Annotated in this window: 23 protein-coding genes; 14 read left to right on the top strand and 9 right to left on the bottom strand. The window is 69.5% G+C overall.

The window, feature by feature from the left end; genetic code table 11:
- From xdhC to ACYVIO_RS25280, 6 genes are read left to right on the top strand one after another with little or no spacing between them, the layout of a single operon-like run.
- Nucleotides 1-837: a xanthine dehydrogenase accessory protein XdhC gene (gene xdhC, locus ACYVIO_RS25305; RefSeq protein WP_460653354.1), complete on the top strand. Its 837-nt coding sequence runs from the start codon at nt 1-3 to the stop codon at nt 835-837.
- Entirely contained in the window at nt 834-2123 is a 1290-nt protein-coding gene (guaD, locus tag ACYVIO_RS25300; protein ID WP_460653353.1) for a guanine deaminase, read from the top strand. Before xdhC ends, guaD begins: the two co-directional genes overlap by 4 nt.
- Entirely contained in the window at nt 2123-2623 is a 501-nt protein-coding gene (uraD, locus tag ACYVIO_RS25295; RefSeq protein ID WP_460653352.1) for a 2-oxo-4-hydroxy-4-carboxy-5-ureidoimidazoline decarboxylase, read from the top strand. The genes guaD and uraD overlap by 1 nt, the downstream gene beginning before the upstream one ends.
- Complete coding sequence (gene uraH / locus ACYVIO_RS25290; protein WP_460653351.1) at nt 2620-2976, top strand: hydroxyisourate hydrolase; 357 nt, start codon at nt 2620-2622, stop codon at nt 2974-2976. The genes uraD and uraH overlap by 4 nt, the downstream gene beginning before the upstream one ends.
- A 4-nt stretch (nt 2977-2980) precedes the next feature.
- Complete coding sequence (pucL, locus tag ACYVIO_RS25285) at nt 2981-3886, top strand: factor-independent urate hydroxylase (RefSeq protein WP_460653350.1); 906 nt, start codon at nt 2981-2983, stop codon at nt 3884-3886.
- Between the two features lie 9 nt (nt 3887-3895).
- Nucleotides 3896-5245, top strand: coding sequence for an 8-oxoguanine deaminase (locus ACYVIO_RS25280; protein WP_460653349.1), 1350 nt, complete (start codon nt 3896-3898; stop codon nt 5243-5245).
- 138 nt (nt 5246-5383) lie between these two features.
- Here the strand turns inward: ACYVIO_RS25280 and soxR are convergent, their stop codons facing one another.
- Nucleotides 5384-5890, bottom strand: coding sequence for a redox-sensitive transcriptional activator SoxR (gene soxR, locus ACYVIO_RS25275; RefSeq protein ID WP_460653348.1), 507 nt, complete (start codon nt 5888-5890; stop codon nt 5384-5386).
- Between the two features lie 47 nt (nt 5891-5937).
- A complete protein-coding gene (locus ACYVIO_RS25270) occupies nt 5938-7212 on the bottom strand; it encodes an MFS transporter (protein WP_460653347.1) in 1275 nt (424 codons plus the stop codon).
- Nucleotides 7213-7283: 71 nt separating this feature from the next.
- Between ACYVIO_RS25270 and ACYVIO_RS25265 the strand changes: the two genes are divergently transcribed.
- Nucleotides 7284-8249, top strand: a complete 966-nt coding sequence (locus ACYVIO_RS25265) for a GlxA family transcriptional regulator (protein WP_460653346.1) — start codon at nt 7284-7286, stop codon at nt 8247-8249.
- Here the strand turns inward: ACYVIO_RS25265 and ACYVIO_RS25260 are convergent.
- Nucleotides 8246-9373 carry a M24 family metallopeptidase gene (locus ACYVIO_RS25260; protein WP_460653345.1) on the bottom strand — a complete coding sequence of 376 codons (1128 nt, stop codon included), beginning with the start codon at nt 9371-9373 and terminating at the stop codon, nt 8246-8248. The two genes, ACYVIO_RS25265 and ACYVIO_RS25260, sit on opposite strands and share 4 nt — an antisense overlap.
- A gap of 41 nt (nt 9374-9414) precedes the next feature.
- Here ACYVIO_RS25260 and ACYVIO_RS25255 point away from each other — a divergent pair, with 41 nt between their 5' ends.
- The 3 genes from ACYVIO_RS25255 to ACYVIO_RS25245 all read left to right on the top strand — a co-directional run bounded on the left by ACYVIO_RS25255 (nt 9415) and on the right by ACYVIO_RS25245 (nt 13880).
- The gene (locus ACYVIO_RS25255) at nt 9415-10197 is read left to right on the top strand and encodes an alpha/beta fold hydrolase (protein ID WP_460653344.1); all 783 of its coding nucleotides are present in this window, start codon (nt 9415-9417) and stop codon (nt 10195-10197) included.
- A gap of 16 nt (nt 10198-10213) precedes the next feature.
- Nucleotides 10214-11089 (top strand): SDR family NAD(P)-dependent oxidoreductase, encoded by an 876-nt coding sequence (locus tag ACYVIO_RS25250; protein ID WP_460653343.1) that lies wholly within the window; start codon nt 10214-10216, stop codon nt 11087-11089.
- 1345 nt (nt 11090-12434) lie between these two features.
- On the top strand, nt 12435-13880 hold the full coding sequence (locus tag ACYVIO_RS25245) for an AMP-binding protein (protein WP_460653342.1): 1446 nt from the start codon (nt 12435-12437) through the stop codon (nt 13878-13880).
- 53 nt (nt 13881-13933) lie between these two features.
- On the opposite strand, the gene ACYVIO_RS25240 is transcribed toward ACYVIO_RS25245, so the two are convergent.
- From ACYVIO_RS25240 to ACYVIO_RS25230, 3 genes are read right to left on the bottom strand one after another with little or no spacing between them, the layout of a single operon-like run.
- Nucleotides 13934-14740: a citryl-CoA lyase gene (locus ACYVIO_RS25240; protein WP_460653341.1), complete on the bottom strand. Its 807-nt coding sequence runs from the start codon at nt 14738-14740 to the stop codon at nt 13934-13936.
- Nucleotides 14737-15957 (bottom strand): CaiB/BaiF CoA transferase family protein, encoded by a 1221-nt coding sequence (locus ACYVIO_RS25235; protein WP_460653340.1) that lies wholly within the window; start codon nt 15955-15957, stop codon nt 14737-14739. The genes ACYVIO_RS25240 and ACYVIO_RS25235 overlap by 4 nt, the downstream gene beginning before the upstream one ends.
- On the bottom strand, nt 15947-16795 hold the full coding sequence (locus tag ACYVIO_RS25230) for an IclR family transcriptional regulator (protein ID WP_460653339.1): 849 nt from the start codon (nt 16793-16795) through the stop codon (nt 15947-15949). Before ACYVIO_RS25230 ends, ACYVIO_RS25235 begins: the two co-directional genes overlap by 11 nt.
- Nucleotides 16796-16939: 144 nt before the next feature.
- Between ACYVIO_RS25230 and ACYVIO_RS25225 the strand changes: the two genes are divergently transcribed.
- Nucleotides 16940-17950, top strand: coding sequence for a Bug family tripartite tricarboxylate transporter substrate binding protein (locus tag ACYVIO_RS25225; RefSeq protein ID WP_460653338.1), 1011 nt, complete (start codon nt 16940-16942; stop codon nt 17948-17950).
- Nucleotides 17951-17985: 35 nt separating this feature from the next.
- On the opposite strand, the gene ACYVIO_RS25220 is transcribed toward ACYVIO_RS25225, so the two are convergent.
- Entirely contained in the window at nt 17986-19167 is a 1182-nt protein-coding gene (locus ACYVIO_RS25220) for an RNA-guided endonuclease InsQ/TnpB family protein (RefSeq protein WP_460653337.1), read from the bottom strand.
- 73 nt (nt 19168-19240) lie between these two features.
- On the opposite strand from ACYVIO_RS25220, the gene ACYVIO_RS25215 reads away from it, so the two are divergent.
- Genes ACYVIO_RS25215 through ACYVIO_RS25205 form a run of 3 tightly spaced genes read left to right on the top strand, consistent with a single transcriptional unit; the run spans nt 19241 to nt 21801 of the window.
- Complete coding sequence (locus tag ACYVIO_RS25215) at nt 19241-19768, top strand: tripartite tricarboxylate transporter TctB family protein (protein WP_460653336.1); 528 nt, start codon at nt 19241-19243, stop codon at nt 19766-19768.
- Complete coding sequence (locus ACYVIO_RS25210) at nt 19765-21336, top strand: tripartite tricarboxylate transporter permease (RefSeq protein ID WP_460653335.1); 1572 nt, start codon at nt 19765-19767, stop codon at nt 21334-21336. The genes ACYVIO_RS25215 and ACYVIO_RS25210 overlap by 4 nt, the downstream gene beginning before the upstream one ends.
- 60 nt (nt 21337-21396) lie before the next feature.
- Nucleotides 21397-21801: a universal stress protein gene (locus tag ACYVIO_RS25205; RefSeq protein ID WP_460653334.1), complete on the top strand. Its 405-nt coding sequence runs from the start codon at nt 21397-21399 to the stop codon at nt 21799-21801.
- Here ACYVIO_RS25205 and ACYVIO_RS25200 read toward each other — a convergent pair.
- Together ACYVIO_RS25200 and ACYVIO_RS25195 are read right to left on the bottom strand one after the other, a co-directional pair.
- Nucleotides 21798-23003 (bottom strand): hypothetical protein, encoded by a 1206-nt coding sequence (locus ACYVIO_RS25200; RefSeq protein ID WP_460653333.1) that lies wholly within the window; start codon nt 23001-23003, stop codon nt 21798-21800. The genes ACYVIO_RS25205 and ACYVIO_RS25200 overlap by 4 nt on opposite strands.
- A gap of 124 nt (nt 23004-23127) precedes the next feature.
- Nucleotides 23128-23532, bottom strand: a complete 405-nt coding sequence (locus ACYVIO_RS25195; RefSeq protein ID WP_460653332.1) for a VOC family protein — start codon at nt 23530-23532, stop codon at nt 23128-23130.
- Nucleotides 23533-23769 lie beyond the last annotated feature (237 nt).

The following is a 23769-nucleotide window of genomic DNA, read 5'->3' as shown; positions in this document are numbered from 1 at the left end:
ATGGAGTGGGTACGGGCAATCCAAAGGTTGCGGGAACAAAGGCTTCCCGGTGTCTTGGTGACGGTGGTGTCTGTGCGGGGGCACTCGCCCCGTGAGGCCGGTGCCAAGATGGTTGTCAGCTCCGACCACGTGTGGGCGACGGTTGGTGGCGGCAATCTGGAGATGGTTGCGGTCGACCGGGCTCGCGCGATGATCGCCGAGCAAGTGACCGCGCCCGAGGTGCTGGAGTTCAAGCTCTCCGACAAAGCGCCGTACCAGCAGGCCGTGCAGTGCTGCGGCGGGGAGATGAAGCTCCTGCTGGAGCCACTCGCCGTAGTGCCGTCCGTGGCGATCTTCGGGCTCGGTCACGTCGGGCTCGAGCTCGCGCGGATCCTCGCGCGGCACGATCTCGAGCTGCACCTGATCGACTCCCGGCCCGACCAACTGACCCCAGAGCGGCTCGCCGTCCTCGACGACGCCGTCGCGGGCGTCCACATCCACCAGGTTCCCGTACTCCCCGAGCTCGTCGTCGGCGAGCTGCCGCCCGGCACCCACGCGTTAGTCATGACCCACGACCACGCGGAGGACGCCGCGCTCTGCGACGCGGCGCTGCGCAACGGACAGCTGGCGACGATCGGCCTGATCGGCTCCAGCGCCAAGTGGTCGCGGTTCCAGCGCAAGCTCGCCGAGGACGGCAACCCGCCCGAGGCGATCGCCAAGATCACCACCCCGATCGGTCTGCCGGACCTGCCCGGCAAGGAGCCGGCCACCATCGCCGTCAGCGTGGCGGCCTGGCTGCTCCAACAGTTCATTGCCGAGCGCAACCCCGCGCCGGCCCATCGTGAGGCAACAGCATGACGCTCTTCCGAGGCACGTTCCTCGACACCCCTGAGAACCCCTTCACCGGCGGCACCCTGCGGGTCGCCACGGACGCCGCACTGCTCGTGGAGAACGGCGTGATCCGTGCCCGCGGCCCCTACCAGGAGCTGCGCCGCGCACACCCGGCCGAGCAGGTCGTCGACCTGACCGGCGGGCTGGTACTGCCGGGGTTCGTCGACACGCACGTGCACTTCCCGCAGATCCGCGCCGTCGGCGGGATGGGCATGCCGCTGATGGAGTGGCTCGACAAGTACGCGCTGCCCGAGGAAGCCCGCATGGCCGACCCGGCGTACGCCGGCAGCGTCGCCGACGAGTTCGTCCGCGGTCTCGCGGCCGCCGGTACGACGAGCGCGCTGGTCTTCGGCGCCCATTACGTCGACGCGATGGACACGCTCTTCTCCGCCGCTTCCCGCGTCGGTCTGCGCGTCACGAGCGGCCTGGTCGTCAGCGACCGGCTCCTGCGCCCCGACCTGCTCACGACGCCGGACCGCGCGCACACCGAGTCCGTTGCCCTGGCCAACCGCTGGCACGGCGTCGGCCGCAACCGTTATGCCGTGACGCCGCGCTTCTCGCTGTCCTGCACCGACGAGCTGCTCGCAGCCTGTAACGACGTCATGAACGATGTACCGGACGCGTGGTTCACCTCGCACCTGAACGAGAACGACGCCGAGATCGCCACCGTCGCGGAGCTGTTCGGCGGCAGCGATTATCTGAGCACGTACGACAAGCACGGCCTGGTCGGACGGCGCAGCGTCTTCGCTCATAACGTCCACCCGACCGACGTCGAGCTGAAGCTGCTCGGAACGAGCGGCGCCACAGTCGCGCACTGCCCGACGAGCAACGCGGCGCTCGGCAGCGGGCTGTTCCCGATCGGCCGGCACCTCGACCACGGCGTCCGCGTCGCACTCGGATCGGACGTCGGCGCGGGCACCGGGTTCTCGCTCCTGAAGGAAGGCCTGCAGGCGTACTTCTGCCAGCAGCTCCTCGGCGACAACGGTCACCCGCTGACCTCGGCGCACCTGCTGCACCTGTCGACGGCCGCCGGAGCCGAGGCGCTGGGACTGGACGAGGTCGGCGACCTGAGCGTCGGCAAGCGTTTCGACGCGCAGCTGCTGCGGCCCGCCGACAGCTCGCCGCTGGCGGTCGGCATCACCCACGCGGCCGACGCCGAGGAAGTGCTGGCCCGGATCTTCACGCTCGGCACACCGGCCGACGTCCGCGCTGTCTGGATCGACGGCGAGCTGCTCACCACTGGGGAGAACTGATGGACCTGCGCGCCTTCAACGCCGTACCGGCCGAACGACTGAGACCGATGCTCTCGGCCTGCTGCGACGTCGACCGCTGGGTCGACAGCGTGCTCGCCGGCCGTCCGTACGACGACCTCGCGGCGCTGACCGAGGTCGCGGACCGGACCGCGAGCACGTTCGACGACACCGAGGTCGAGAAGGCGCTGGCCGCGCACCCGCGGATCGGCGACCGGGCCTCCGGCAGCGGCACCGAGGCGTCGTGGTCGCGCGACGAGCAGTCCGGGGTCGGCGACGACGCTCGGGATGCGCTTGCTGAGGGCAACCGTTCGTACGAGGAGCGGTTCGGCCGGGTGTTCCTGATCTGCGCGACCGGGCTGTCGGCCGCGGAGATGCTGGCCTCGCTACGGGAGCGGCTGGGCAACGACGACGTGACCGAGCGGACCGTCGTACGGGACGAGCTGCGCAAGATCGCCGTACTGCGGCTGACGAAGGTCGTCGACCAGGAGGTGCCGGTATGAGCACTGTCAGCACTCACGTTCTCGACACAGCCCTCGGCAAACCTGCCAGCGGCGTACCGGTCCGGTTGTCACGGATCGGCACCGAGCGGCCGGGCGACCGAGCCGCCGACCTGGTCGTCGAGCTCGGCTCCGGCCGGACGAACGACGACGGCCGCGTCAACGACCTGACCCCGCACGGGCTCGCGCCCGGCACGTACCAGCTCTGGTTCGACGTCGCCGCCTACGCGGCCGCGTCCGGCCAGGAGATCTTCTTTCCCGAGGTCACCGTGACCTTCACGATCACCGACGAGCGGCACCACCACGTCCCCCTGCTGCTCAGCCCGTTCGCCTTTTCCACCTATCGAGGGAGCTGACCCGATGGCGATCCACCTGGGAGCCAACCAGTACGGCAAGGCCGAGAGCCGCGTCGTACGCATCTACCGTGACACCCCGCGCCACCAGATCCGCGACCTCAACGTCTCGTCCGCGCTGCGCGGCCGGTTCGAGGACGCGCACATCACCGGCAACCAGGCCGAGGTGCTGCCGACCGACACGCAGAAGAACACCGCGTTCGCGTTCGCCAAGGAGAAGGGCGTCGGCGCGATCGAGGACTTCGCGCTGACGCTCGGCGACCACTTCCTCGAGGCCACTCCGGCCGCGGACGGCGCGCGGGTCGCGATCGAGGAGTACCCGTGGGAACGGATCCTGGTCGACGGCCAGGAGCACGACCACTCGTTCGTCCGGGCCGGCAGCGGCATTCGGTCGACGATCGTCAACGTCGAGGGCCGCGGCGCCGAGCGGCGCGCTCACGTGGTCTCCGGGATCCACGACCTGACCGTGCTGAAGTCGACCGGGTCGGAGTTCCACGGGTTCCGGAAGGACAAGTACACGACGCTGCCGGAGACCGACGACCGGATCCTCGCGACGTCGCTGGTCGCCCGGTGGCGCTACGACCACACCGAGGTCGATTGGGACAAGTCGTACGACGAGATCAAGGGGCTGCTGCTCGAGCAGTTCGCGCGGATCCACAGCTTCGCGTTGCAGCAGACGCTGTACGGGATGGGCTCCGTCGTGCTGGAGCGGCACCCGGAGGTCGCGGAGATCAAGTTCTCGGCGCCGAACAAGCACCACTTCCTGGTCGACCTGTCGCCGTTCGAGGTGGAGAACCCGGGTGAGGTGTTCATCGCGGCGGACCGCCCGTACGGGTTGATCGAGGCGACGGTCGTCCGGGACGACGCCAGCGACGCGGGCAGTGCCTGGCACGCCGTGCCCGGCTTCTGCTGAGGATTGCGGATGAGAACAGTTGTCGATGGAGCGACAGTGGTCACTCTCGACGCTGCCCGACGCGAGTTCATCGGACATGTTGTTGTTGACGGCAATCAAATAGTTGCCGTCGGCTCTGGTCCTGCGCCGGCGTACGACGACGCTCGGGTGGTGGACGGGCGGGGTTGCCTGCTCACGCCCGGGTTCGTCAACACGCATCAGCACCTGTACCAGTGGGTGACGCGCGGGCTCGTGCCGGACGCCGGGCTGTTCCGTTGGCTGACGACGCTGTATCCGGCGTGGGCGGGGATCGACGAGCAGTCGGTGCACGTTGCCGCGCAGGGTGCGTTGGCGCAGCTCGCGTTGACCGGGTGCACGACGGCGGCTGATCACCACTACGTGTTCCCGCGGGACGGTGGTGATCTGCTGGCCGCCGAGATCCGGGCCGCTGCCGAGGTGGGACTGCGGTTCCACCCGGCGCGGGGGTCGATGGATCTGAGCGAGAAGGACGGCGGATTGCCGCCTGACTCCGTCGTACAGGATCGGGATGAGATCCTCGCGGCGACCGAGGCTGCGATCGATCGGTGGCACGACCCGTCGCCGGGGTCGATGCTGCAGATCGCTGTTGCACCGTGCTCGCCGTTCAGCGTCACAACTGACCTCCTGAGGGAGGCGGCCGAGCTGGCTCGTCGACGTGGGGTCCGGCTGCACACGCACCTCGCCGAAACCACCGACGAGTCCGACTGGTGCGCCGAGCATTTTGGGTGTTCGCCGTCCGAGTACGCCGAGCAGGTGGGCTGGATCGGGCCGGATGTCTGGTTCGCCCACGGCATCCACTTCACCGACACGGAGATCAAGCAGCTGGGCCAGACCGGTACGGGCGTGGCCCACTGCCCCAGCTCCAACGCTCGCCTCGGCGTAGGCATCGCCCGGGTCGCCGACCTCCGTGCTGCGGGGGCGCCGGTTGGCCTGGGTGTAGATGGTGCCGCGAGCAACGAAGCGGGGAGTCTGCTGGAGGAGGTACGCCATGCCGTCCTCTTCGCCCGAGCCCGTGGCGGGCCGGAGGCGCTCAGTGTCCGAGCGGCACTGGAGATGGCGACGTTGGGAGGAGCCCGTCTGTTGGGCCGAGAGAACGAGATCGGCTCCATCGAAACCGGCAAGCTCGCCGATCTGGCGCTCTGGCGGCTGGACACACTCCCCCACGCCGGCATCGCCGATCCGGTGGCGGCGCTGGTGCTGGGCGCACCTCCGCCGCTCGAACTCCTGCTGGTGAACGGCAAGCCAGTAGTAGAACGCAACACCGTGGTCACGATCGACGAATCAGCAGTCGCCGCCGAAGTAGCCGAAACCCAGCAAGCCCTGCTCGCCAAGGCCGGCTGACCACCCCGCCTGGCTGCCTCCACTACCTCAACCCACCAACCCCAACAAGTACCAACCCCCGACGGGTGGTCGGTACTTGTTGGACTTGGCGGGGTCGAGTCCGGTTAGGCGGTTGCCTGGAGGTGTCGGGGTCGCCTGCTAGGCAGTTGCTTCACACGTGTTGTTGGCGCAGGACGCCTCGGGGTGGCGCGGGTTGCCCTGGGGGTCGACCAAGCGTTGCGGCCCCGGCCCGTTGGACGCCAGTACGTCGTACGGGTTGGCCAAACCACACCGGTCCAGCGAGAGACACCCGCACCCCACGCAGTCCTTGAAGTCGTCGCGGAGTTGTTCCAGCTGCAGGATCCGGCGATCCAGCTCGGCCTGCCAGCACTCGGAGATGTGTTCCCAGTCCTGGCGGGTCGGGGTGCGGTTGTCGGGCAGGAGCGCGAGGATCGCCGCGACCTCCGCGAGCGGGATGCCGACGCGCTGGGCGATCCGGATCAGCGCGACCCGCCGCAGGGTGTCGCGCTTGTAGCGGCGCTGGTTGCCCGACGTACGGCGGCTGAGGATGAGGTTCTGGCGTTCGTAGAAGTGCAGCGCGGACACAGCGACGCCGCTGCGGTCCGACAGCTGTCCTACGGTCAGCTCGCCCGGCTCGATGTCCACAACCCGCTCCCTCCGGTCCAACCTCAACTAAAGTCGAGGCTAACCGATCAGGTCGGGACCACCAGGCGCCGCCCAATGCTCGCGGACATCAGCGCGGCAGCAGCACACAACCCGCCGGCCAGGTACCAGGCCAGGTTGTAGCTCCCCTGTACATCCCGGATCGCTCCCGCACCGGTCGCCGCCAACGCGGCGCCCACCTGGTGCGACGCGAACACCCAGCCGAACACGATCGGCCCGTCCACACCGAACCACTCCCGGCACAGCGCGACGGTCGGTGGCACGGTCGCCACCCAGTCAAGCCCGTAGAAGATGATGAACACCCACACACTCGGCTGCGCGGTCGGCCCGAGCAGCGACGGCAGCACCAGCAGCGACAGCCCACGCAGCGAGTAGTACGCGATCAGCAGGTACCGCGGGTCCCACCGGTCCGTCAGCCAGCCCGAGATGATCGTCCCGCCGACGTCGAAAACCCCGACCAACGCCAGCAGCGACGCGGCGGTCGTCACCGGCATCCCGTGGTCGTGCGCGGCAGTCACGAAGTGCGTACCGATCAGCCCGTTCGTCGACGCGCCACAGATCGCGAACCCACCCGCCAGCATCCAGAACGCCGGTCGCTTCGACGCATCCCGCAGCGCAGTCAGCGCCCGCAACGCACTGCTGCCGGTCGTCGTCACCCGCTGCCCAGCCAGGCTGCCCTCCGGAGCGCCGTACGCGCGTAGCCCCACATCACTCGGGTAGTCCCGCAGGAACAGCAGCACCAGCGGTACGACGGCCAGCGCCGCGCCGGCCGCGACCAGTGCAGGGATCCGCCACCCGTACGACGTCGCCAGCATTGCAATGAGCGGCAGGAACACTAGCTGCCCAGTCGCACCGGCAGCAGTCAGGATGCCGGTGACCAGCCCACGCCGCTCCACGAACCAGCGCCCGGTGATCGTCGCGACGAACGTCATCGACATCGACCCGGTCCCGACGCCGACCAGCAGCCCCCAGCACAGCAGCAGCTGCCAGGACTTGTCCATGAAGATGGTCAGCCCGCTGCCGAGCGCGATCAGCACCAGAGCGCCGCTGACCACCTTGCGCAGCCCGAGCCGGTCCATCAGCGCGGCCGCGAACGGTGAGATCAGGCCGTAGAGCAGCAGGTTGACCGAGACCGCGGCCGAGATCGTCGCGTGCGACCAGCCGAACTCCTCGTGCAGCGGGTCGATCAGCACGCTCGGCACCGACCGGAAGCCGGCGGCCCCGATCAGCGTGACAAAACCGACAGCGGCGACCGGCCAGGCGCGGTGCAGCCGGAACGTCTTCTTCTCCAGGATCTCGGTCACTCAGCCGAGTATGAGCACCTCGATCCCGCCAAACCAGTGGCCTGACCGCCACCATGTGTCAAGATGTGGCCATGGCCACGCCTCATCGGATCGTCGTACTCGCCCTGGACCCGGTGGTCGGCTTCGACCTGACCATCCCGCCGACCATCTTCGGCAACGCCACGCGCGCCGACGGCACACCGCTGTACGACGTCCGGGTCTGCGGCGTCCGCGCCGAGCCTGTCCGGGCGTCGGCCGGGTTCACGATCGTGCCCGACTACGGCGCCGAGGCGCTGGCCGAGGCCGACACCGTGATCATCCCGGGTACCTACCTGCCCGAGCCGCGCCATCTGGGCACACTGCCGGACGACGTCACCGAGGCGCTCGCGCTGATCCGTCCCGGGACCCGGATCGCCTCGATCTGCACCGGCGCGTTCGTGCTGGCCGCAGCCGGACTGCTCGACGGCCGGCCCGCGACGACGCACTGGATCCGCGCCGAGATGTTCAGGGCGCTCTACCCCCAGGTGAAACTCGACGAGGACCTGCTGTTCATCGACGACGGCGACGTGCTCACGTCGGCCGGGCTGGGTGCCGGGGTCGACCTGTGCCTGCACCTGGTCCGCAGCGACTTCGGCAGCGAGGTGGCCAACCGCGCGGCCCGGCACTGCGTCGTACCGCCATGGCGTGATGGTGGTCAGTCGCAGTACATCGAGCGCGCGGTCCCGGACGAGGGCAGCGACGGGACCGGGCCAACCAGGGCGTGGGCGCTGGAGCGGCTCGACCAGGAGATCAGCCTGGCCGCCATGGCGTCGTACGCGCGAATGAGTGTGCGGACGTTCAGCCGGCGCTTCAAGGCCGAGACCGGCCAGTCCCCCGGCACCTGGCTGCTGCAGCAGCGCATCCGGCATACCTGTCACCTGCTGGAGACGACGGACCTGTCGGTGGACCGGATCGCTGAGGAGGCAGGGCTCGGTACGTCGGCTTCGCTGCGGCATCACCTGCGGAACTCGCTCGGGGTGTCGCCGCTGGCGTACCGGAAGACGTTCCGGGCGGCTTAGACGACCAGGAGGTTGTGCGGGCGCTGGTTGACCGACTCCACGCCGTCGTCGGTGACGATGACGATGTCCTCGGTCCGTGCGCCCCAGCGGCCCGCCTGGTAGATGCCGGGCTCGACGCTGAAGGCCATGCCCGGCTCCAGCACCAGCTGGTTGCCCGCGACGATGTACGGCTCCTCGTGCACATCCAGACCGATCCCGTGCCCGGTCCGGTGAATGAAGTAGTCGCCGAAGCCGGCCGCCGCGATGACCTCACGAGCTGCAGCATCGATCGACTCGGCAGTCACACCAGGCCGGACAGCGTCGACGGCCGCCTGCTGCGCTTCCTGCAGTACGGCGTACGTCGCGCGCACGTCCGCATCGCGCGGCTCACCGACCGCGTAGGTGCGCGTGGAGTCGGAGTTGAAGCCCGACGGCAGCGGTCCGCCGATGTCGACGACCACCACGTCGCCGGCCTCGATCACACGGTCCGACACGTCGTGGTGCGGACTCGCGCCGTTCGGGCCGCTGCCGACGATCACGAAGTCGGCGTGGGCGTGGCCCTCCTCGACGATCGCCTTGGTGATGTCCGCGCCGACGTCGGCCTCGGTCCGCCCGGCCCGGAGGAAGTCCGGGACCCGCGCGTGGACCCGGTCGATCGCAGCACCGGCCGCCCGCAGCTCGGCGATCTCAGCAGCGTCCTTACGCATCCGCAGCTCGCGCACGATCGGCCCGGCGAGCACCTGCTCAGCCGCCGGCATCGCGTGCCGCAGCGCGAGTACCTGCAGGGCGATCGCGAAGTCGCTGACCGCTACCTGGTCCGGCTTACCCAGCCGGTCACCGACCAGCGCGTACGGGTCGTCGCCGTCCACCCAGGTCAGCACGTCCACACCCAGCTCGGCCAGCGGCACGTCGGCGTACCCAGGTGCTTCCAGCTTCGGTACGACGAGCGCCGGCTGGCCTTCAGCCGGTACGACCAGTGCGGTCAGGCGCTCGAACGAGCCGCCGCCCTGGCCGATCAGGTACCGCAGGTCGGAGCCCGGCGCGATCACCAGGCCGGTCCCCGCGGCAACTTGCTGCGCCCGCTCCAACCGCTTCCTGAGCACTCCCGCATCCGGAGCTGACTGATGCAACTGTCGACGACTCATGCCCCGACACTATGTCGGCGGGCCCTGTTAGAACTACCGATATGACTCTCCACCACGTCAGCCACGGCGAGGGCATCCCTGTCCTGGCGGTCCACGGCTGGACTCCTGACCACCGCTTGATGACCGGCTGCCTCGAGCCGGTCTTCGCCGACCTGCCGGGCTATCGGCGGATCTATCCGGACCTGCCGGGGATGGGTCGCAGTCCTGGCGGGGCGATCGACAGCACGGACGGGGTGTTGGATGCGCTGCTTGCGTTTGTCGACTCGGTGCTGGACGGCGAGCCGTTCCTGCTGGTTGGTGAGTCGTACGGCGGGTATCTCGCGCGCGCTGTGGCCGCGCGGCGGCCGGAGCAGGTGCTGGGGCTTGGGCTGATCTGTCCGATCGGGGTGGCGGTCGAGCACGCTGAGCGGACTGTGCCTCCGCATGTCGTGCTGGAGTCGACGCCTGGTCTGGTCGACCCGCCGGAGGACTATCTGGAGATGACCGTTGTCCAGACACCGGAGACGCTGCAGGCCTTCCTGACCGACGTGGTGCCGGGCCTCGACGCCGCGGACGTCGACGCGATGGCGCGGATTCGCAAGAACTGGACGCTGACTGCTTCTCCGGAGAGCGGACCGGCGTACGAGCGGCCGACGCTGATCCTGTGCGGACGGCAGGACTCGTCGACCGGGTACGTGGACCAGTGGGCGCTGCTGCCGCACTACCCGCGCGCTTCCTACGTCGTACTGGATGCGGCGGGGCACAACCTGCAGTTCGAGCAGCCTGTGCTGTTCGCCGCGCACGTGCGCGAGTGGTTGCGGAGGGTGTCACTGGAAGCTACCTGACAGTAATATCGATCGCATGGACAAACGCCCGCCCGGATGGCCGCTGCTCGTCGCGTTGATCAACGGCCGGAGCGGGATCCCGGACGCCCGGCTGGTTTCGGCGGTCCGGGGCAAGGTCGTGCTGGTCACCGGTTCGTCGTACGGCATCGGCGAGGCGACCGCTCGCCGGCTGGCCTCGGCGGGCGCTGTCGTGCTGCTGGTCGCGCGCACAGCCGAGCAGCTCGACGTGGTCGCCTCCGACATCCGGGCTTCGGGCGGCCAGGCGTTCTCCTACCCGACCAACCTGGCCGACCCCGCGGCGATCGAGCAACTGGTGGCCGACGTACTGCGCGACCACGGACACGTCGACGTCCTGGTCAGCAATGCAGGCAAGTCCATCCGGCGCTCGATCGCGGACTCGTACCAACGCTTTCACGACATCGAGCGCACCAACTCGGTCAACTACCTAGGCCCCGCCAAGCTGGTCCTCGAGCTCCTCCCGTCCATGCGAGAACGAGGCGCCGGCCACATCGTCAACGTGTCGACCGCCGGCGTACGAACTCCCCCCATGGCGCGTTGGTCGGCGTACCTGGCCTCCAAGAGCGCCTTCGACGTCTGGCTCCGCTGCATCTCCCAGGAACTCCGCCACGACGGGGTCACGACGTCCACGGTCTACATGGGCCTGGTCCACACCAGAATGAGCGAGCCCACACCCCTCCTGAACAGCCTCCCCGGGCTCAGCCCTGAGCAGGCCGCCGACCAGGTCTGCCGAGCAGTCGCCGACCGCCCCCACAACATCACGCCACCTTTCGTACGCCCAGCCGATGCCCTCGGCAACCTCCTCCGCGTACCGACCGACCGCCTCTTCGAGCAGTACTTCCGCCGAACCAACGCGAGAAAGCCCACGCCGTGAAGGCGATCCGGCACGACACGGGAGCGGGCCCGACGCTGATCAGGCGAGCCGCGGCGGCCGCGCCGACGAGGGCGACGTGCGGGCGACACCTACAGGCGGGCTCGACGGCGATCCGGCCGACCGCGCCACCAGCTCCCCGCGCGCGAAGCGCCGCGGCCGGGGCGCCCCGGCCCCTCCCCTCACTCCCTTCCCCCACCACTCCGACTCGCGGCGCGACACCGGGCTCCCGCGCGCAAAGCGCCGCGGCCGGTGCGGGGCGGCTCCTCGCTCCCCCGCCCTCCCGACCACCGACTGAGGGGCTGGTGCCACTGACGACGATGTGCGGTGTCGGCACAGGAGCAGATCCGGCGCTGGCGATGCGCAGACCCAGTACCGAGGCGGAGCTGATGGCGATCCGCCGGGCCGCGGACGCCGGCCACCGCGCGCGAAGCGCCGCGGCCGGGGCGGCCCCGCACCGCCTCCCCCTCGACCCGGTCGGAGGGCCGGCTTGGATGGCGGCGATGCACGAGATCGGCGCGCAGACAGCTGCGATGCCGGCCCGGCGAGCCACGGAGGCAGGCCCCCGCACGCGAAGCACCACGGCCGGGGCGGCCCGGCACCGCCTCCCCCTCGACCCGGCCGGAGGGCCGGCTTGGATAGCGGCGATGCACGAGCTCGGCGCGCAGGCAGCTGTGATGCCGGCGCGGCGAGCCGCGGAGGTGGGCCCCCGCGCGCGAAGCGCCGCGGCCGGGGCGGCCGGGTACCGCCTCCCCCGCAACCCAGTCGGAGGGCCGGCTTGGATGGCGGCGATGCACGAGCTCGGCGCGCACGCAGCTGTGATGCCGGCCCGGCGAGCCGCGGAGGCAGGCTCCCGCGCGCGAAGCGCCGCGGCCGGGACAGGCTCCCGCGCGCGAAGCGCTGCGGCCGGGGCGGCCGGGTACCGCCTCCCCCGCAACCCAGTCGGAGGGCCGGCTTGGATGGCGGCGATGCACGAGATCGGCGCGCACGCAGCTGTGATGCCGGCCCGGCGAGCCGCGGAGGCAGGCTCCCGCGCGCGAAGCGCTGCGGCCGGGGCGGGCTCCCGCGCGCGAAGCGCTGCGGCCGGGGCGGCCTGGCTCCTCCTCCCTCCCCCTTCCCGTACCGGGTTGCTTGCGGGTGCGATCCGCCTGGAGGCGGCGCGGGGGTGTGCGCTGTGAGGCCGCCGGTGCGGCCGGTTGGGCCGTTGCGGGCTCCGGATTGGCTTGTTCGGGGAGCGGTTGAAGTGGGTGGGGTATCGGTTGCACTGGCTCGGTCGGGGGTTTGGCGGGCGGCGGGGCCTTTGCATCTGCCGGGGATTGAGCGGGCGTTGCGGCGGTGGGGGCAGTCGATGGCTGCGCTCGGGGCTGTTGCGGCGATTCGGTTTCCGGAGCGGGCGGGGGTGATCGACGAACGGGGGCGGTTGAGTTATCGCGAGCTGGACGGGTGGGTCGCGGCGATCGCGGCCGGGATGCATGCCGAGTACGGGATTGTTGCTGGGGGCAAGGTTGCGGTGCTTTGCCGGAACCATCGGTACTTTCTGGCGGCGACCTTGGCAGCATCGCGGCTGGGTGCTGACGTGTTGTTCGTGAACACCGAGTTCGCCGCGCCGCAGGTCGCCGGCGTACTGGAGAAGCATCGGCCGGACCTGCTCGTGCACGACGAGGAGTTCGTTGTCGACACCGACGTACCGGCTGTGCTCGGCTGGCGGGAGGAAGGCAGCGGCCTCGACGACCTGGCCTCGGCCGGCGCGCCGGATCCGCCGGCGCCTGATCGCCCTGGGCACATCACGATCCTCACCTCAGGAACAACCGGTACGCCGAAGGCCGCACCCCGCGCACCGACGGCACTCGGCCTGGCGGGCTTGACCGCGTCGGCCCTGCAGCGCTTCGGACTGCGCGCCGGCGAGCCGATGCTGATCTGCCCGCCGCTGTTCCACGGACTCGGCCTGCTGAACTCGATGCTCGCGCTCTTCCTCGGCTCACCGCTCGTCCTCACCCGCCGGTACGACGCCGCCGCGACGCTCGCCTCGATCGAGTCGACGCGCGCAGGCTCGATCGTCGCCGTACCGGTGATGCTGCAACGCCTGCTCGAACTCCCTCCCGACGAGCTGGCCCAGTACGACGTGACGTCGCTGCGCGCGGTGATCTCCGGTGCGTCCGCACTCCCACCCTCGCTGGCCGAGCGCTTCATCGCGCAGTTCGGGCCGGTGCTGTGCGATGCGTACGGGTCGAGCGAGATCGGCATCGCGACGATCGCGTCGTCCGCCGATCTGCTCGCCGCGCCAGGCACGGTCGGGCGCCCGTGCCTGGGCAGCTCGGTCCGGATCCTCGGGCCCGACGACCGTCCGGTGCGCACCGGCGAGACCGGCCGGATCTTCGCCGGCGGCGGGCTGGTGTTCGGCGGGTACTCCGACGGCAGCAGCAAGACCGTCGTCGACGGCCGGATGAGCACCGGCGACCTCGGGCACCTCGACGACCGCGGCCGGCTGTTCGTCGACGGCCGCGAGGACGACATGATCGTCTCCGGCGGCGAGAACGTGTACCCGGGCGAGGTCGAGGACTGCCTGCTCACCCACCCGTCGGTCCGCGACGCCGCGGTGATCGGCGTACCGGACGAGGACTTCGGTCAACGGCTGGTCGCGTACGTCGTACTCGCAGGTGAGGTGACGCCCGACGAACTCATCGACCACGTGCGAGCGAGTCTCGCGCGCTACAAGGCACCCCGCGAGATCGTCGTGGTCGACGAGCTCCCCCGCACGGCCACCGGCAAGGTCCTCAAGCGCGACCTGGGCTAGCGGTAGCCGGCCGGGTCAGCGCAGCAGCAGGCGAGCGTGGAGCGGGTGGGCGGTCAGCTCTGTCGATCAGTGGGGATCGGGCGAGGGGCCGGCCCCGTGTACGTCGGGTTGATGCCCTTGGGGAGTGGGCCTTTGATGCGGGTGGGTTCTTGCTGTTGTTCCCACGCGTGAGCCAGGAGGCCGACTGATCGGGAGAGGACGAACAGGCCGCGGGCGAGCTCGGGGGCGAAGCCTAGTTCGGCGTAGATGGCGGCGGTGGCGCCGTCGACGTTCATCGGGACGGGTTTGGTGCCTTCGGCAAGGACTTGCTCCAGGGCCAGGACGAGGGTCAGGTACTCGCCGGTGACTGTGCCGGCGTCCACAGCCTGCTGGAGCGCGGTGATGAGTGGGTCGCGGCGGGGGTCGCGCGGGTGCCAGCGGTGGCCGAAGCCGGGAATGAAGGTCTTGCGGTCCTTGTAGTCGGCAACCAACTCGCGAGCGGCGTCCTCGGGGGGCTTGCCGGAGTTGCGGAGTTGGAGGAGGACTTCGAGGCATTGCTGGCCGGCGCCGCCGTGGATGTCGCCGAGCAGGTTCACGCCGGTGGCCATCGCGTTGTTGAGTTCGAGGCCACAGGACGTTGCCATCCGGGTCGCGGCGATCGACGGGGCCTGCGGACCGTGGTCGACGGCGGCGACGAGGGTGAGTTCGAGGAGCTTGGCCTCGGCGTCCGTCGGGAGTTCGCCGCGGGTCATTAGCCAGACCATCTGCGGGTAGCTGACCGCGCCGATCAGCTCCTCGACGGCGTACCCGCGCAAGCGGATGACACCCGGCTGGATGTCGGTGATCGCGGTCGACCACCAGTCCCCTACCGACTCACTCATACGACTCCTTGTGCTCGCAGGTCCGCGATCTCCTCCGCGGTGTAGCCGATCTCGGTCAGTACGTCGTCCACGTGCTCACCCAACTGCGGCGGCCGCCCGGTCGGGCCGACCGGCTGTCCGTCGACATGCACGCTGCTCCCGAGAACGCGCAGTGAGCGCTCTCCGTCGTTCGGCATGGAGACCTCATGGAGCAGATCACGTTGGGCGACCTGGTCCAGGGCGAGCGCTTGCGGAACGGTCAAGACGCGCGCGACCGGTACGCCGGTGGTTTCCAGCAGCGAGTCCCACTCGGCGGCGGAGCGCTCTCTGAGGGTGATCTCGAGCTCATCAGTCAGCTCGGTGCGGTGCTGCTTGCGCGCCTCGCGGGTTGCGAAACGGGAGTCGGTGATCAGCTCCGGCCGCCCGAGGACCGTGCACAGTTCGACGTACTGCTCCTGCTTGTTGGCGGCGATGTTGAGCGCACCATCGGCGGTCGCGAAGGTCCCGGAGGGCGCGGAGGTCGCGTTTTCGTTGCCCATGGCCCGTGGTTCGCGGCCGGCGACGAGGTAGTCGGAGACGACCCAGCCCATCGCGGCGACGGCGGTCTCCAGCATCGACACGTCGAGGAAGCTGCCGGTCCCAGTGCGGGAGCGCTTCACCAGCGCGGCCGAGATCGCGAACGCCGCCGCGTACCCGCCGAGCGTGTCCGCGATCGGGAACCCGGTCCGCGTCGGCGCACTCTCCGGCGTACCGGTGACGCTCATCATCCCTGACAGCCCCTGGATGATCTGGTCGTACGCCGGACGCCCGCGCATCGGCCCGGTCTGCCCGAAGCCGGAGACCGCGCAGTAGACGAGCCCGTCGTTCAGCCCGTGCAGCACGTCCCAGCCGAAGCCGAGCCGTTCGAGGACGCCGGGGCGGAAGTTCTCCAGCAGTACGTCGGCCTCGCGGACCAGCCGCTCGAAGACCTCGCGTCCGGCGGGCGCCTTGAGATCCAGCGTGAGAGAGCGCTTCCCGCTGTTCTGCGCGAGGAACGAGATCCCGAGGCCACGGGCGCTCAGCTCGGGATCGCCGCCGAGGTTGCGCGCGAGATCGCCGCTGCCCGGGACCTCGATCTTCACCACGTCGGCGCCCATCAGGCCCAGCTGGTACCCGGCGAACGGCCCGGCCAACACGTTCGTCAGATCCAGCACCCGTACGCCGTCCAACAGGTCGGCAGCCGAGCTGTCAGGAAGCACTGAAACCGCTCCAGCCGGTGGAGCTGATGGTTCTTGCACACCGCCGTACGGCCTGAACGTACGCCGGAAGGCGTTCCTCGTTGAACCGGGTCGTCGGGCCGCCGATGCCAACCGCCGCGACCACTCGGCCGTCGGAGCGGACAACGGGAGCAGAGACCCCGGAGGCGCCGAGCTCGCGCTCTCCGTGGGTGATCGCGAACCCGCGTTCGCCGGTTGCCGCGGCGACCGCGCGGAGCTTCTTCGGGAAGTCACTCCCGTACGGCGACTCACCGGCGACGTCGTCGATCACCGACGGATCAGCCGCGAGGACCGGCGGATCACTCAACAGCACCTTCGACGCGGCGCCGCCCCACAGCGGCAGCGCCGAACCGACTGCGATCGAGTGCCGAACGCTCAATGTCCCCTGCGCCTGCGCGAGGCAGACGCGGGTCCGCCCGACCCGGATGTACAGGTTGGCCGTCTCCCCTGTGTCGGCGGCCAGCTTGCCCATCGCGGACCGGACGGCCGGCGGGATCTCCATCGACGCACTGCTCAACCGCGACCAGCGCAGGAAGCCCGGCCCGATCGCGTACCGCCCCGGGCCGATCGCGGCCACCAGGCCGCGCTGCTCCAGCGTCGTCACCAGCCGCAACACCGTTGTCTTGGGCAACTTGCTCGCCGTCGTCAGCTCGGCCAGCGTCCAGGTCGGGTGCTCGTCGTCGAACCGTTCCAGCAGGTCCAGGGCCCGGTGCACACTCCGTACGCCGGCCAGCTCCCGCTCCCCGCCGACCCCGGCGTCGGCCACGCGGCCGCGCTCGCCGGCTGGTGCTTGCGGGTTCGGTTCGCCGTACGCCGTCATGCCGTCCCTTTCGCTGGTTACTTCTGCTGTCGAAGATAACCCGCTGGTCCGCAGAACGGAATCTCTGTACCTCCTGGTGGAATGCTGCTACGGTCGCCAGTGATCCAGGCCACCCTCCCCCCGCGTGCCTGAGGAGGTACCCCCATGTCGCGCCCCGTAACCCGCAGGGCCTTCGTCGCCGGTGGGTTGTCGCTGAGTTTCCTCGCGACGACCGGCTGCGCAGCCCTGGAAGGCGGCAGCGTGGCGGGTGACTTCCCGTCCCGCAACGTCGAGATCATGGTGCCGGCCGCCCCTGGCGGCGGCTGGGACCTGACCGCCCGCCAGTTCCAGCACGTCGTACAGGAAGACGACTTCCTGCCCGGCCGGTCCACCTCGGTGGTGAACGTGACCGGCGCCGGCGGTGCCGTCGGCATCTCCAAGCTGGTCACCAAGAACCGCAAGGACCCGCACACGCTGATGATCACCGGGCTGGTGATGGTCGGCGCGCTGACCCTGAACCAGTCGAAGATCACCATCTCCGACACGACGCCGATCGCCACGATCACCGCCGAGCAGGAGGTGTTCGTGGTGAAGGCCGACTCGCCGCTGAAGTCGCTGAAGGACCTGGTCGAGAAGTACCAGGCCGACCCGGCGTCGGTCAGCTGGGGCGGCGGCACGATCGGCGGCACCGACCACATCGCCGCGGGGGTCCTGGTGAAGACCGCCGGCGCGGACCCGTCGAAGGTGAAGTACATCAGCTACTCCGGCGGCGGCGAGGCGACCGCCGCGATCCTGTCCGGCGACGTCACGGTCGGCATCTCCGGGCTGAGCGAGTTCGAGGAACAGATCACCGCCGGCAAGATGCGTGTGCTCGCGACCACCGGCACCGAGCCGATGACGGTCGACGGCAAGCAGCTGCCGACGCTGAAGTCCGAGGGCTACGACACCGAGGTCCTGAACTGGCGCGCGATCGTCGCCCCGCCGGACATCCCGGAGGCCGACCGCCAACGGCTGATCGAGTTCGTCACCAAGGTCAACAGCTCGCCCGAGTGGGACGAGATCCGCAAGAAGCAGGGCTGGACCGACTTCTTCCAGACCGGCGACGAGGCGAAGAAGTTCATCGCCGACGAAACCACCCGGGTCGAGGGACTGCTGAAGGAGCTGGGCATCGTTTGACGTCCTCCCTGTCCAGTGGACGGGGATTTCAACAACTACGTGGAGGTAGCGAGTTGAGGTTCACGCTTCGGCGAGGCCCTTCCGGGCATCTCTCGGCGTGCGCTGACGGCCCGTCCGGCCGCGATGTTGATGGCCGCGTTCACATCCGCATGCGCCCGATGTCCACAGGCGACGCACCGGAACACCGCTTGACTCTCGCGGCTTTCAGGTGCGCGGTGCCCACAAACGCTGCAGGTCTGGGACGTGTACGCCGGGTTGATCTTCTCGAACCTGCCCGCAGCCTTCTGCTCCAGGCGTCGCACGAGCAGTCCCCAGGCGTTGGACAGAACTCCTCGGTTCAGTCCGGCCTTCGCGCGGCGACCGTTCGGGAGGTAGGCGCCTGGTTGAAGAGGGTCAGCAATCGGCGTCGGGCGTCTGGTCAACTGAGCGATGCGCAGGTCCTCCACCCGAATGACATCGAAGCGGCGGGAGAGATCGGTGCTGGTCTTCTCCACCCAGTCCTTGCGTCGGTCACGGGCCCGCGCATGCACCTTCGCGATCGCAGTCTTCTTCCGCAGGCGCCGCTTCGATCCACGTCGGCAGCGGGCAAGGCCGCGCTGCAGTTGCTTGAGCCGTGCCAGTTCGGTGGCCGACAGACCGGGACAGGACAACAGTTCTCCAGTCGACAAGGCTGCCGACACGGTGACCCCGAGGTCGACCCCGACGGCTTCGTCCGTACCAGGTGCGGGGATCGGGTCGGGGACGACGGCGAACGCGAGGTGCCAGCGACCTGCCCTGTCGCGAGTGATCCGGTAGGACTTCGCACTCGGCACCACACGGGACAGCCGGAACCGCACCCAGCCGACCTTGGGCACATTGACCTTGGCCCACTTCCGATTGATCTGCACCACCCGGGATGCTTGGCCGCCGACGATTCGGAACCCCTCGTGCACCCCGGCTTTGCGCCAAGTCGGCCGCCGGTGGGTGGCTGCGTAAAAGTTTCGGACGGCCTGGTCGAAGTCTCGGAGGGCCTGCTGCTGCACCGTCTGCGACCCGGCCCGCAGCCAACCGACATCCGCCCGCGCCTCGGTCAACTGCCGTGCCTGCTCGACGTAGCCAGGCGTCGCACCCCGGTCGCGGGTCCACATCGACCACTGCTCGAGCGCCAGATTCCACACATACCGGGCCTGACCGCACTGCTCCAGCAATGCAGCCTCCTGCGCGGGGGCTGGGTCCATCCGAAACCGAGACACATCGAACACCCAACCAGTCGGAACCGACAGTTTTCGTCGTCGAAGGAAGGGATCCCTCGTGAGTGAGCAAGTGGAAGAGGTGCGGGCTTCTGATGTCGAGGTCGAGGCCTCCCGGTTGGTCCGGATCATCGCCGCTGTTGTCCTGGTGGTGCTGAGCGCGACGTTCCTGGTGGGCGTCTTCGACATTCGCAGCCCGAAAGGCCTTGATCCGCAGGGTCCGCGGTTCTTCCCGTTGCTCGTCACCGCGGCCTGGCTGCTGCTGAGCATCGGCTACCTGATCGAAGGTCTGCGCTCTCCCCGTACGACGAAAGCCCCGGCCGACACCGAAGCCGGTGGCGGTATCGCTGATCGGAGCTGGTTCGAGCCGGTCGCGTTGTCGGCGTTGCTCGTGCTGTACGCGTTCCTCGTCGTACCGCTGGGCTACATGCTCTCGACCGCGCTGCTGTTCTGGGGCGCGGCCCGCGTGCTCGGCAGTCGCCAGCTCGTGCGCGACATCGTCGTGGCCGTCGTACTGGCCGTGCTCGTCTACATCGCGTTCACGCAGTTCCTCGACATCTCGCTGCCGGAAGGGGTGCTCGGCCTGTGATCTCACTTGCCGTCTTCGGCGACCTGATGCACGGCTTCGGCACCGTGCTCGACCCGATGAACCTGCTCTGGGCCGTGCTCGGCGTGACGCTCGGCATGCTCGTCGGCATCCTGCCCGGCATCGGCCCGGCGCTGACCATCGCGCTGCTGCTGCCGATCACGTTCAACTTCTCCGACCCGATCGGCGCGTTCATCATGTTCGCCGGGATCTACTACGGCGCGATGTACGGCGGCTCGACCACGTCGATCCTGATCAACACTCCCGGCGAGTCCGCGTCGGTCGCGACCGCGATCGAGGGCCACAAGATGGCGCTCAAGGGGCGCGCGCGAGCCGCGCTGGCGACCGCCGCGATCGGGTCGTTCGTGGCCGGCACGATCTCGACCGTGCTGCTGACGTTCGTGGCCAAACCGATCGGCAACCTGGCCAGCCAGTTCCAGGCGACCGACTACTTCGCGATCACGCTGCTGGCGATGGTCGCGGTGACCGCGCTGGTCGGGCACTCGCTCGTCCGCGGGCTGCTGTCGCTGACGGTCGGGTTGTTCATCGGGCTGATCGGGCTCGACAGTCTGTCCGGCGCGCAGCGGTACACGTTCGGCACGCTCCGGCTGCTCGACGGCGTCGACGTGGTGATCGTGATCGTCGGACTGTTCGCGATCGGCGAGACGCTGCACGTCGCGTCGAAGTTGCGCAGTACGCCGGACCGCCCGGCGGTGCTCGAGAAGGGCCGGCTGCGGACCGGCTACCTGAACAAGTCCGACTGGAAGCGCTCGTGGGCGCCGTGGTTGCGCGGTACGGCGCTGGGCTTCCCGTTCGGCGCGATCCCCTCCGGCGGCGCCGAGGTGCCGACATTCCTGTCGTACACGATCGAGAAGCGCCGGGCGAAGAAGGCCGGGCGCAAGCACCCCGACGAGTTCGGCGACGGCGCGATCGAGGGCGTCGCCGGGCCCGAGGCGGCCAACAACGCGTCGTTCTCCGGCGTACTGGTGCCGCTGCTGACGCTCGGCCTGCCGACCTCGGCGACCGCCGCGGTGATGCTCGCGGCGTTCCAGATCTTCAACGTGCAGCCCGGGCCGCAGCTGTTCGAGGACCAGGGCACGCTGGTCTGGACGCTGATCGCGTCGCTCTACATCGGCAACCTGATCCTGCTGATCATGAACCTGCCGCTGATCCAGATCTGGGTCCAGGTCCTGAAGGTCCCCCGGCCGTTGCTGTACGCCGGGATCCTGGTCTTCGCCTGCCTCGGCGTCTACTCGCTGTCCGGCTCGGGCTACGAGGTGCTGATGGCGCTGCTGATCGGCGTGGTCGGCTTCTTCATGCGCAAGCTCGACTTCCCGATCGCGCCGGTGATCCTCGGTGTCATCCTCGGCCCGACGATGGAGGAGCAGTTCCGGCGGGCCCTGGTGATCTCCAACGGCGACGGCAGCGTGTTCTTCACCCGGCCGCTCAGCCTGATCATCATCATCCTGACCGTGCTCGCGCTGTTCGTTCCGTACCTGCCGCGCCTGGTCGCCCGCATCCGCGGCACGCAACCCACCCGAGACCGTCTGACCTTCGGCGAGGACGACTGATTCGAGACTCCTGGTTGAGGGGTGGGCACCAGTGGGACCGAGTGATGGGAGAGTGACCTCGTGAAGATCCTCGTCGGCTACGTGCCCACCCCCGAAGGAGAGGCCGCGCTGACCGCGGCCGCCGCCGAAGCCGAGCTGCGCGGGGCCGGCGTCCTGCTGCTGAACACCAGCCGCGGCGACGCCTACATCGACAACCGCTACGCCAACGCCGAGGAGCTCGCCGCCGCCGAGGCCAAGCTCCGCGAGGCCGGCGTCGAGGTCACCATCCAGCAGGCCGTCGGCACCGGCGACGTCGCCGCCGAACTCCTGAAGGCCGCCGCCGCGGACGACGTCGCGCTGATCGTCCTGGGCCTGAGGCGCCGCAGCCCGGTCGGCAAACTGATCCTCGGCAGCACCGCCCAACGAGTCCTGCTGGAGTCGCCAGTCCCGGTACTCGCGGTGAAGGTCACCAGCCCGCGCGACTAGCGGGAGACGGTCAGCTGCACGTCGTTCAGCTGAATCCAACGGCCGACGGTCTCCGACCCCACGTCCTGCCCGCCGGCCGGCGCACTCGGAAAGAAGTCCTGGGGCAGGTGCTGGGCGGCCAGCAGGAGATCCGCGGAGATCCGCTCGAAGGACTCCCCGTCGGATTTCCGACCGGCGACGTACCCGGGATCGAGCATGATTCGGCAGACCGCGCGGTTCCATTCCATCAGCACGGTCCCGCCGGTCAGCGGCTGCGTACCGCGGATCGCGATCGCCCGGGTGAGCGCCCGCTCCGCCTCGGCGTACTGAGGTGGGTCCGCGTCCTTCAGCGCGTAGCCGAGGGCGGCGAAGTGGCGGAAGAAGCGCCCGTCCTTGTCGTGCGCGATGAGCGCGCGGAAGACGGGGATCGTGCGCTCCATCGTCGCCGGGTCGTCGCGCCAGCTCTTGCCGCGCTGATCCTCGGCGCGGCGGAAGATCTGCACCAGCCACTCCGGGGTCGCACCGGCGATCGCCTCGTCGAGCTCCTGCTGAGAGGGCGGGTTCTGGCCGGTCAGCTGGCGTTCCACCAGGGAGAGCGCGTACGCGTTGGCGTCCTCGCGCTGGGTCAGCACGCCCTTGATCTTCTGGGTCAGGTCGGCGTCAGCTGCCTGCAGTACGCCGCGCAGGCGCGAGCGGGTCCACAGGTAGAGCAGCAGGAACGCGCTCACCGCACAGTAGGCGGCGTACACGATCGCGAAGGCGGGACTGTGAGGCTCACCGCCGAAGAGCGGGCCCAGCCACGCACCGAGGCGCCGGAGCGCCGATGGCAGGGTCGCGATCTGGATCAGACCGACACCGACGATGATCTTCGTGAGCCAGTCGGAGATCTCCTCCAGGTTGGTGTTCGCCAGGTAGCGGACCCGTTGGCCGTCGAGCTGCTGGGACTGCAGCGTCTTCGGGATCCCGAAGAGAAATCCGAGAACGCCGCCGAACGCGGCGGCCGCACCGGCGGTTGCGAGTGCGGCACCGATGATCGTGGTCGCGCGGCCCGCGCTGTTCGGAACGGCGTAGAGCACCGCCGCAAGCAGGCCGACGCCGAGCACCACGGCGGCGGCGCGGACCAACGTGCGCTCGAACCGGTCCCCCGCGCTCGTTCCGTCCTGCCCGCCTGCTGGACTGCTGCCGGTCGCCGCGTCCTTGCCGGCTGCATCGTCTGTGGCCATGTCCGCCCCTTCCCCCGCTGCTCAGTAGAGCGGAGGTGGGGCGGGCTGGACAACAGCTCGGCGACTTCGGAGTCGCGCTGAGTGAGCAGGCCGCCGCGGCGTGGGCGGGAGCCGGCTTGGGCTGTCAGTCGGCCTGCTGGATGCGGACGATGTTGCCGGCCGGGTCGCGGAAGGCGCAGTCGCGGACGCCGTACGGGTGGTCTTCGAGCTCCTGGACGACGTTGGCGCCGGCGGCGCGGAGCTGCTCGTAGGTCTTGTCGAGGTCGTCGGTGGCGAAGACCAGCATGTAGTTGCCCTTCTCGATCAGCTGGTCGAGAAGCTTGCGCTCGTCGTCGGTGAGGTCGGCGGCCTCCGGCGGGTTCAGTACGACGGAGGTCTGCGGCTGGTTGGCGGGGCCGACGGTGATCCAGCGCATGCGGTTCGCGCCGACGTCCTTGCGGACTTCGAAGCCGAGGACGTCGCGGTAGAAGGCCAGCGAGGCGTCGGCGTCGGTGTGCGGGAGGAAGGTCCAGTGGATTGTCAGGTTCATGAGGGCAACGCTAGGTTCGCGGGGCCGCCCGGTGCTTCTCGATTCCTGATCGATGGGTAATCGGGGTGAGTGATTGGAGTGGGGCATCTAAACTGGTGCACGCCATGCCTGATGCCCGGACCGAGTCCTCCAGTCCTTCTCCTGCCACCGGTCCCGTCCAGGACCCCGCTCGCCGACGGCGCCCGCGCCGTCGTGGGGGTAAACCGGCGTCTGATCGACCCACCACAGATACTTCAG

This window comes from Kribbella endophytica, assembly GCF_054781295.1.
The sequence above is the reverse complement of the archived record's forward strand: the minus strand, read 5'-3'. Positions and strand labels throughout refer to the sequence as shown.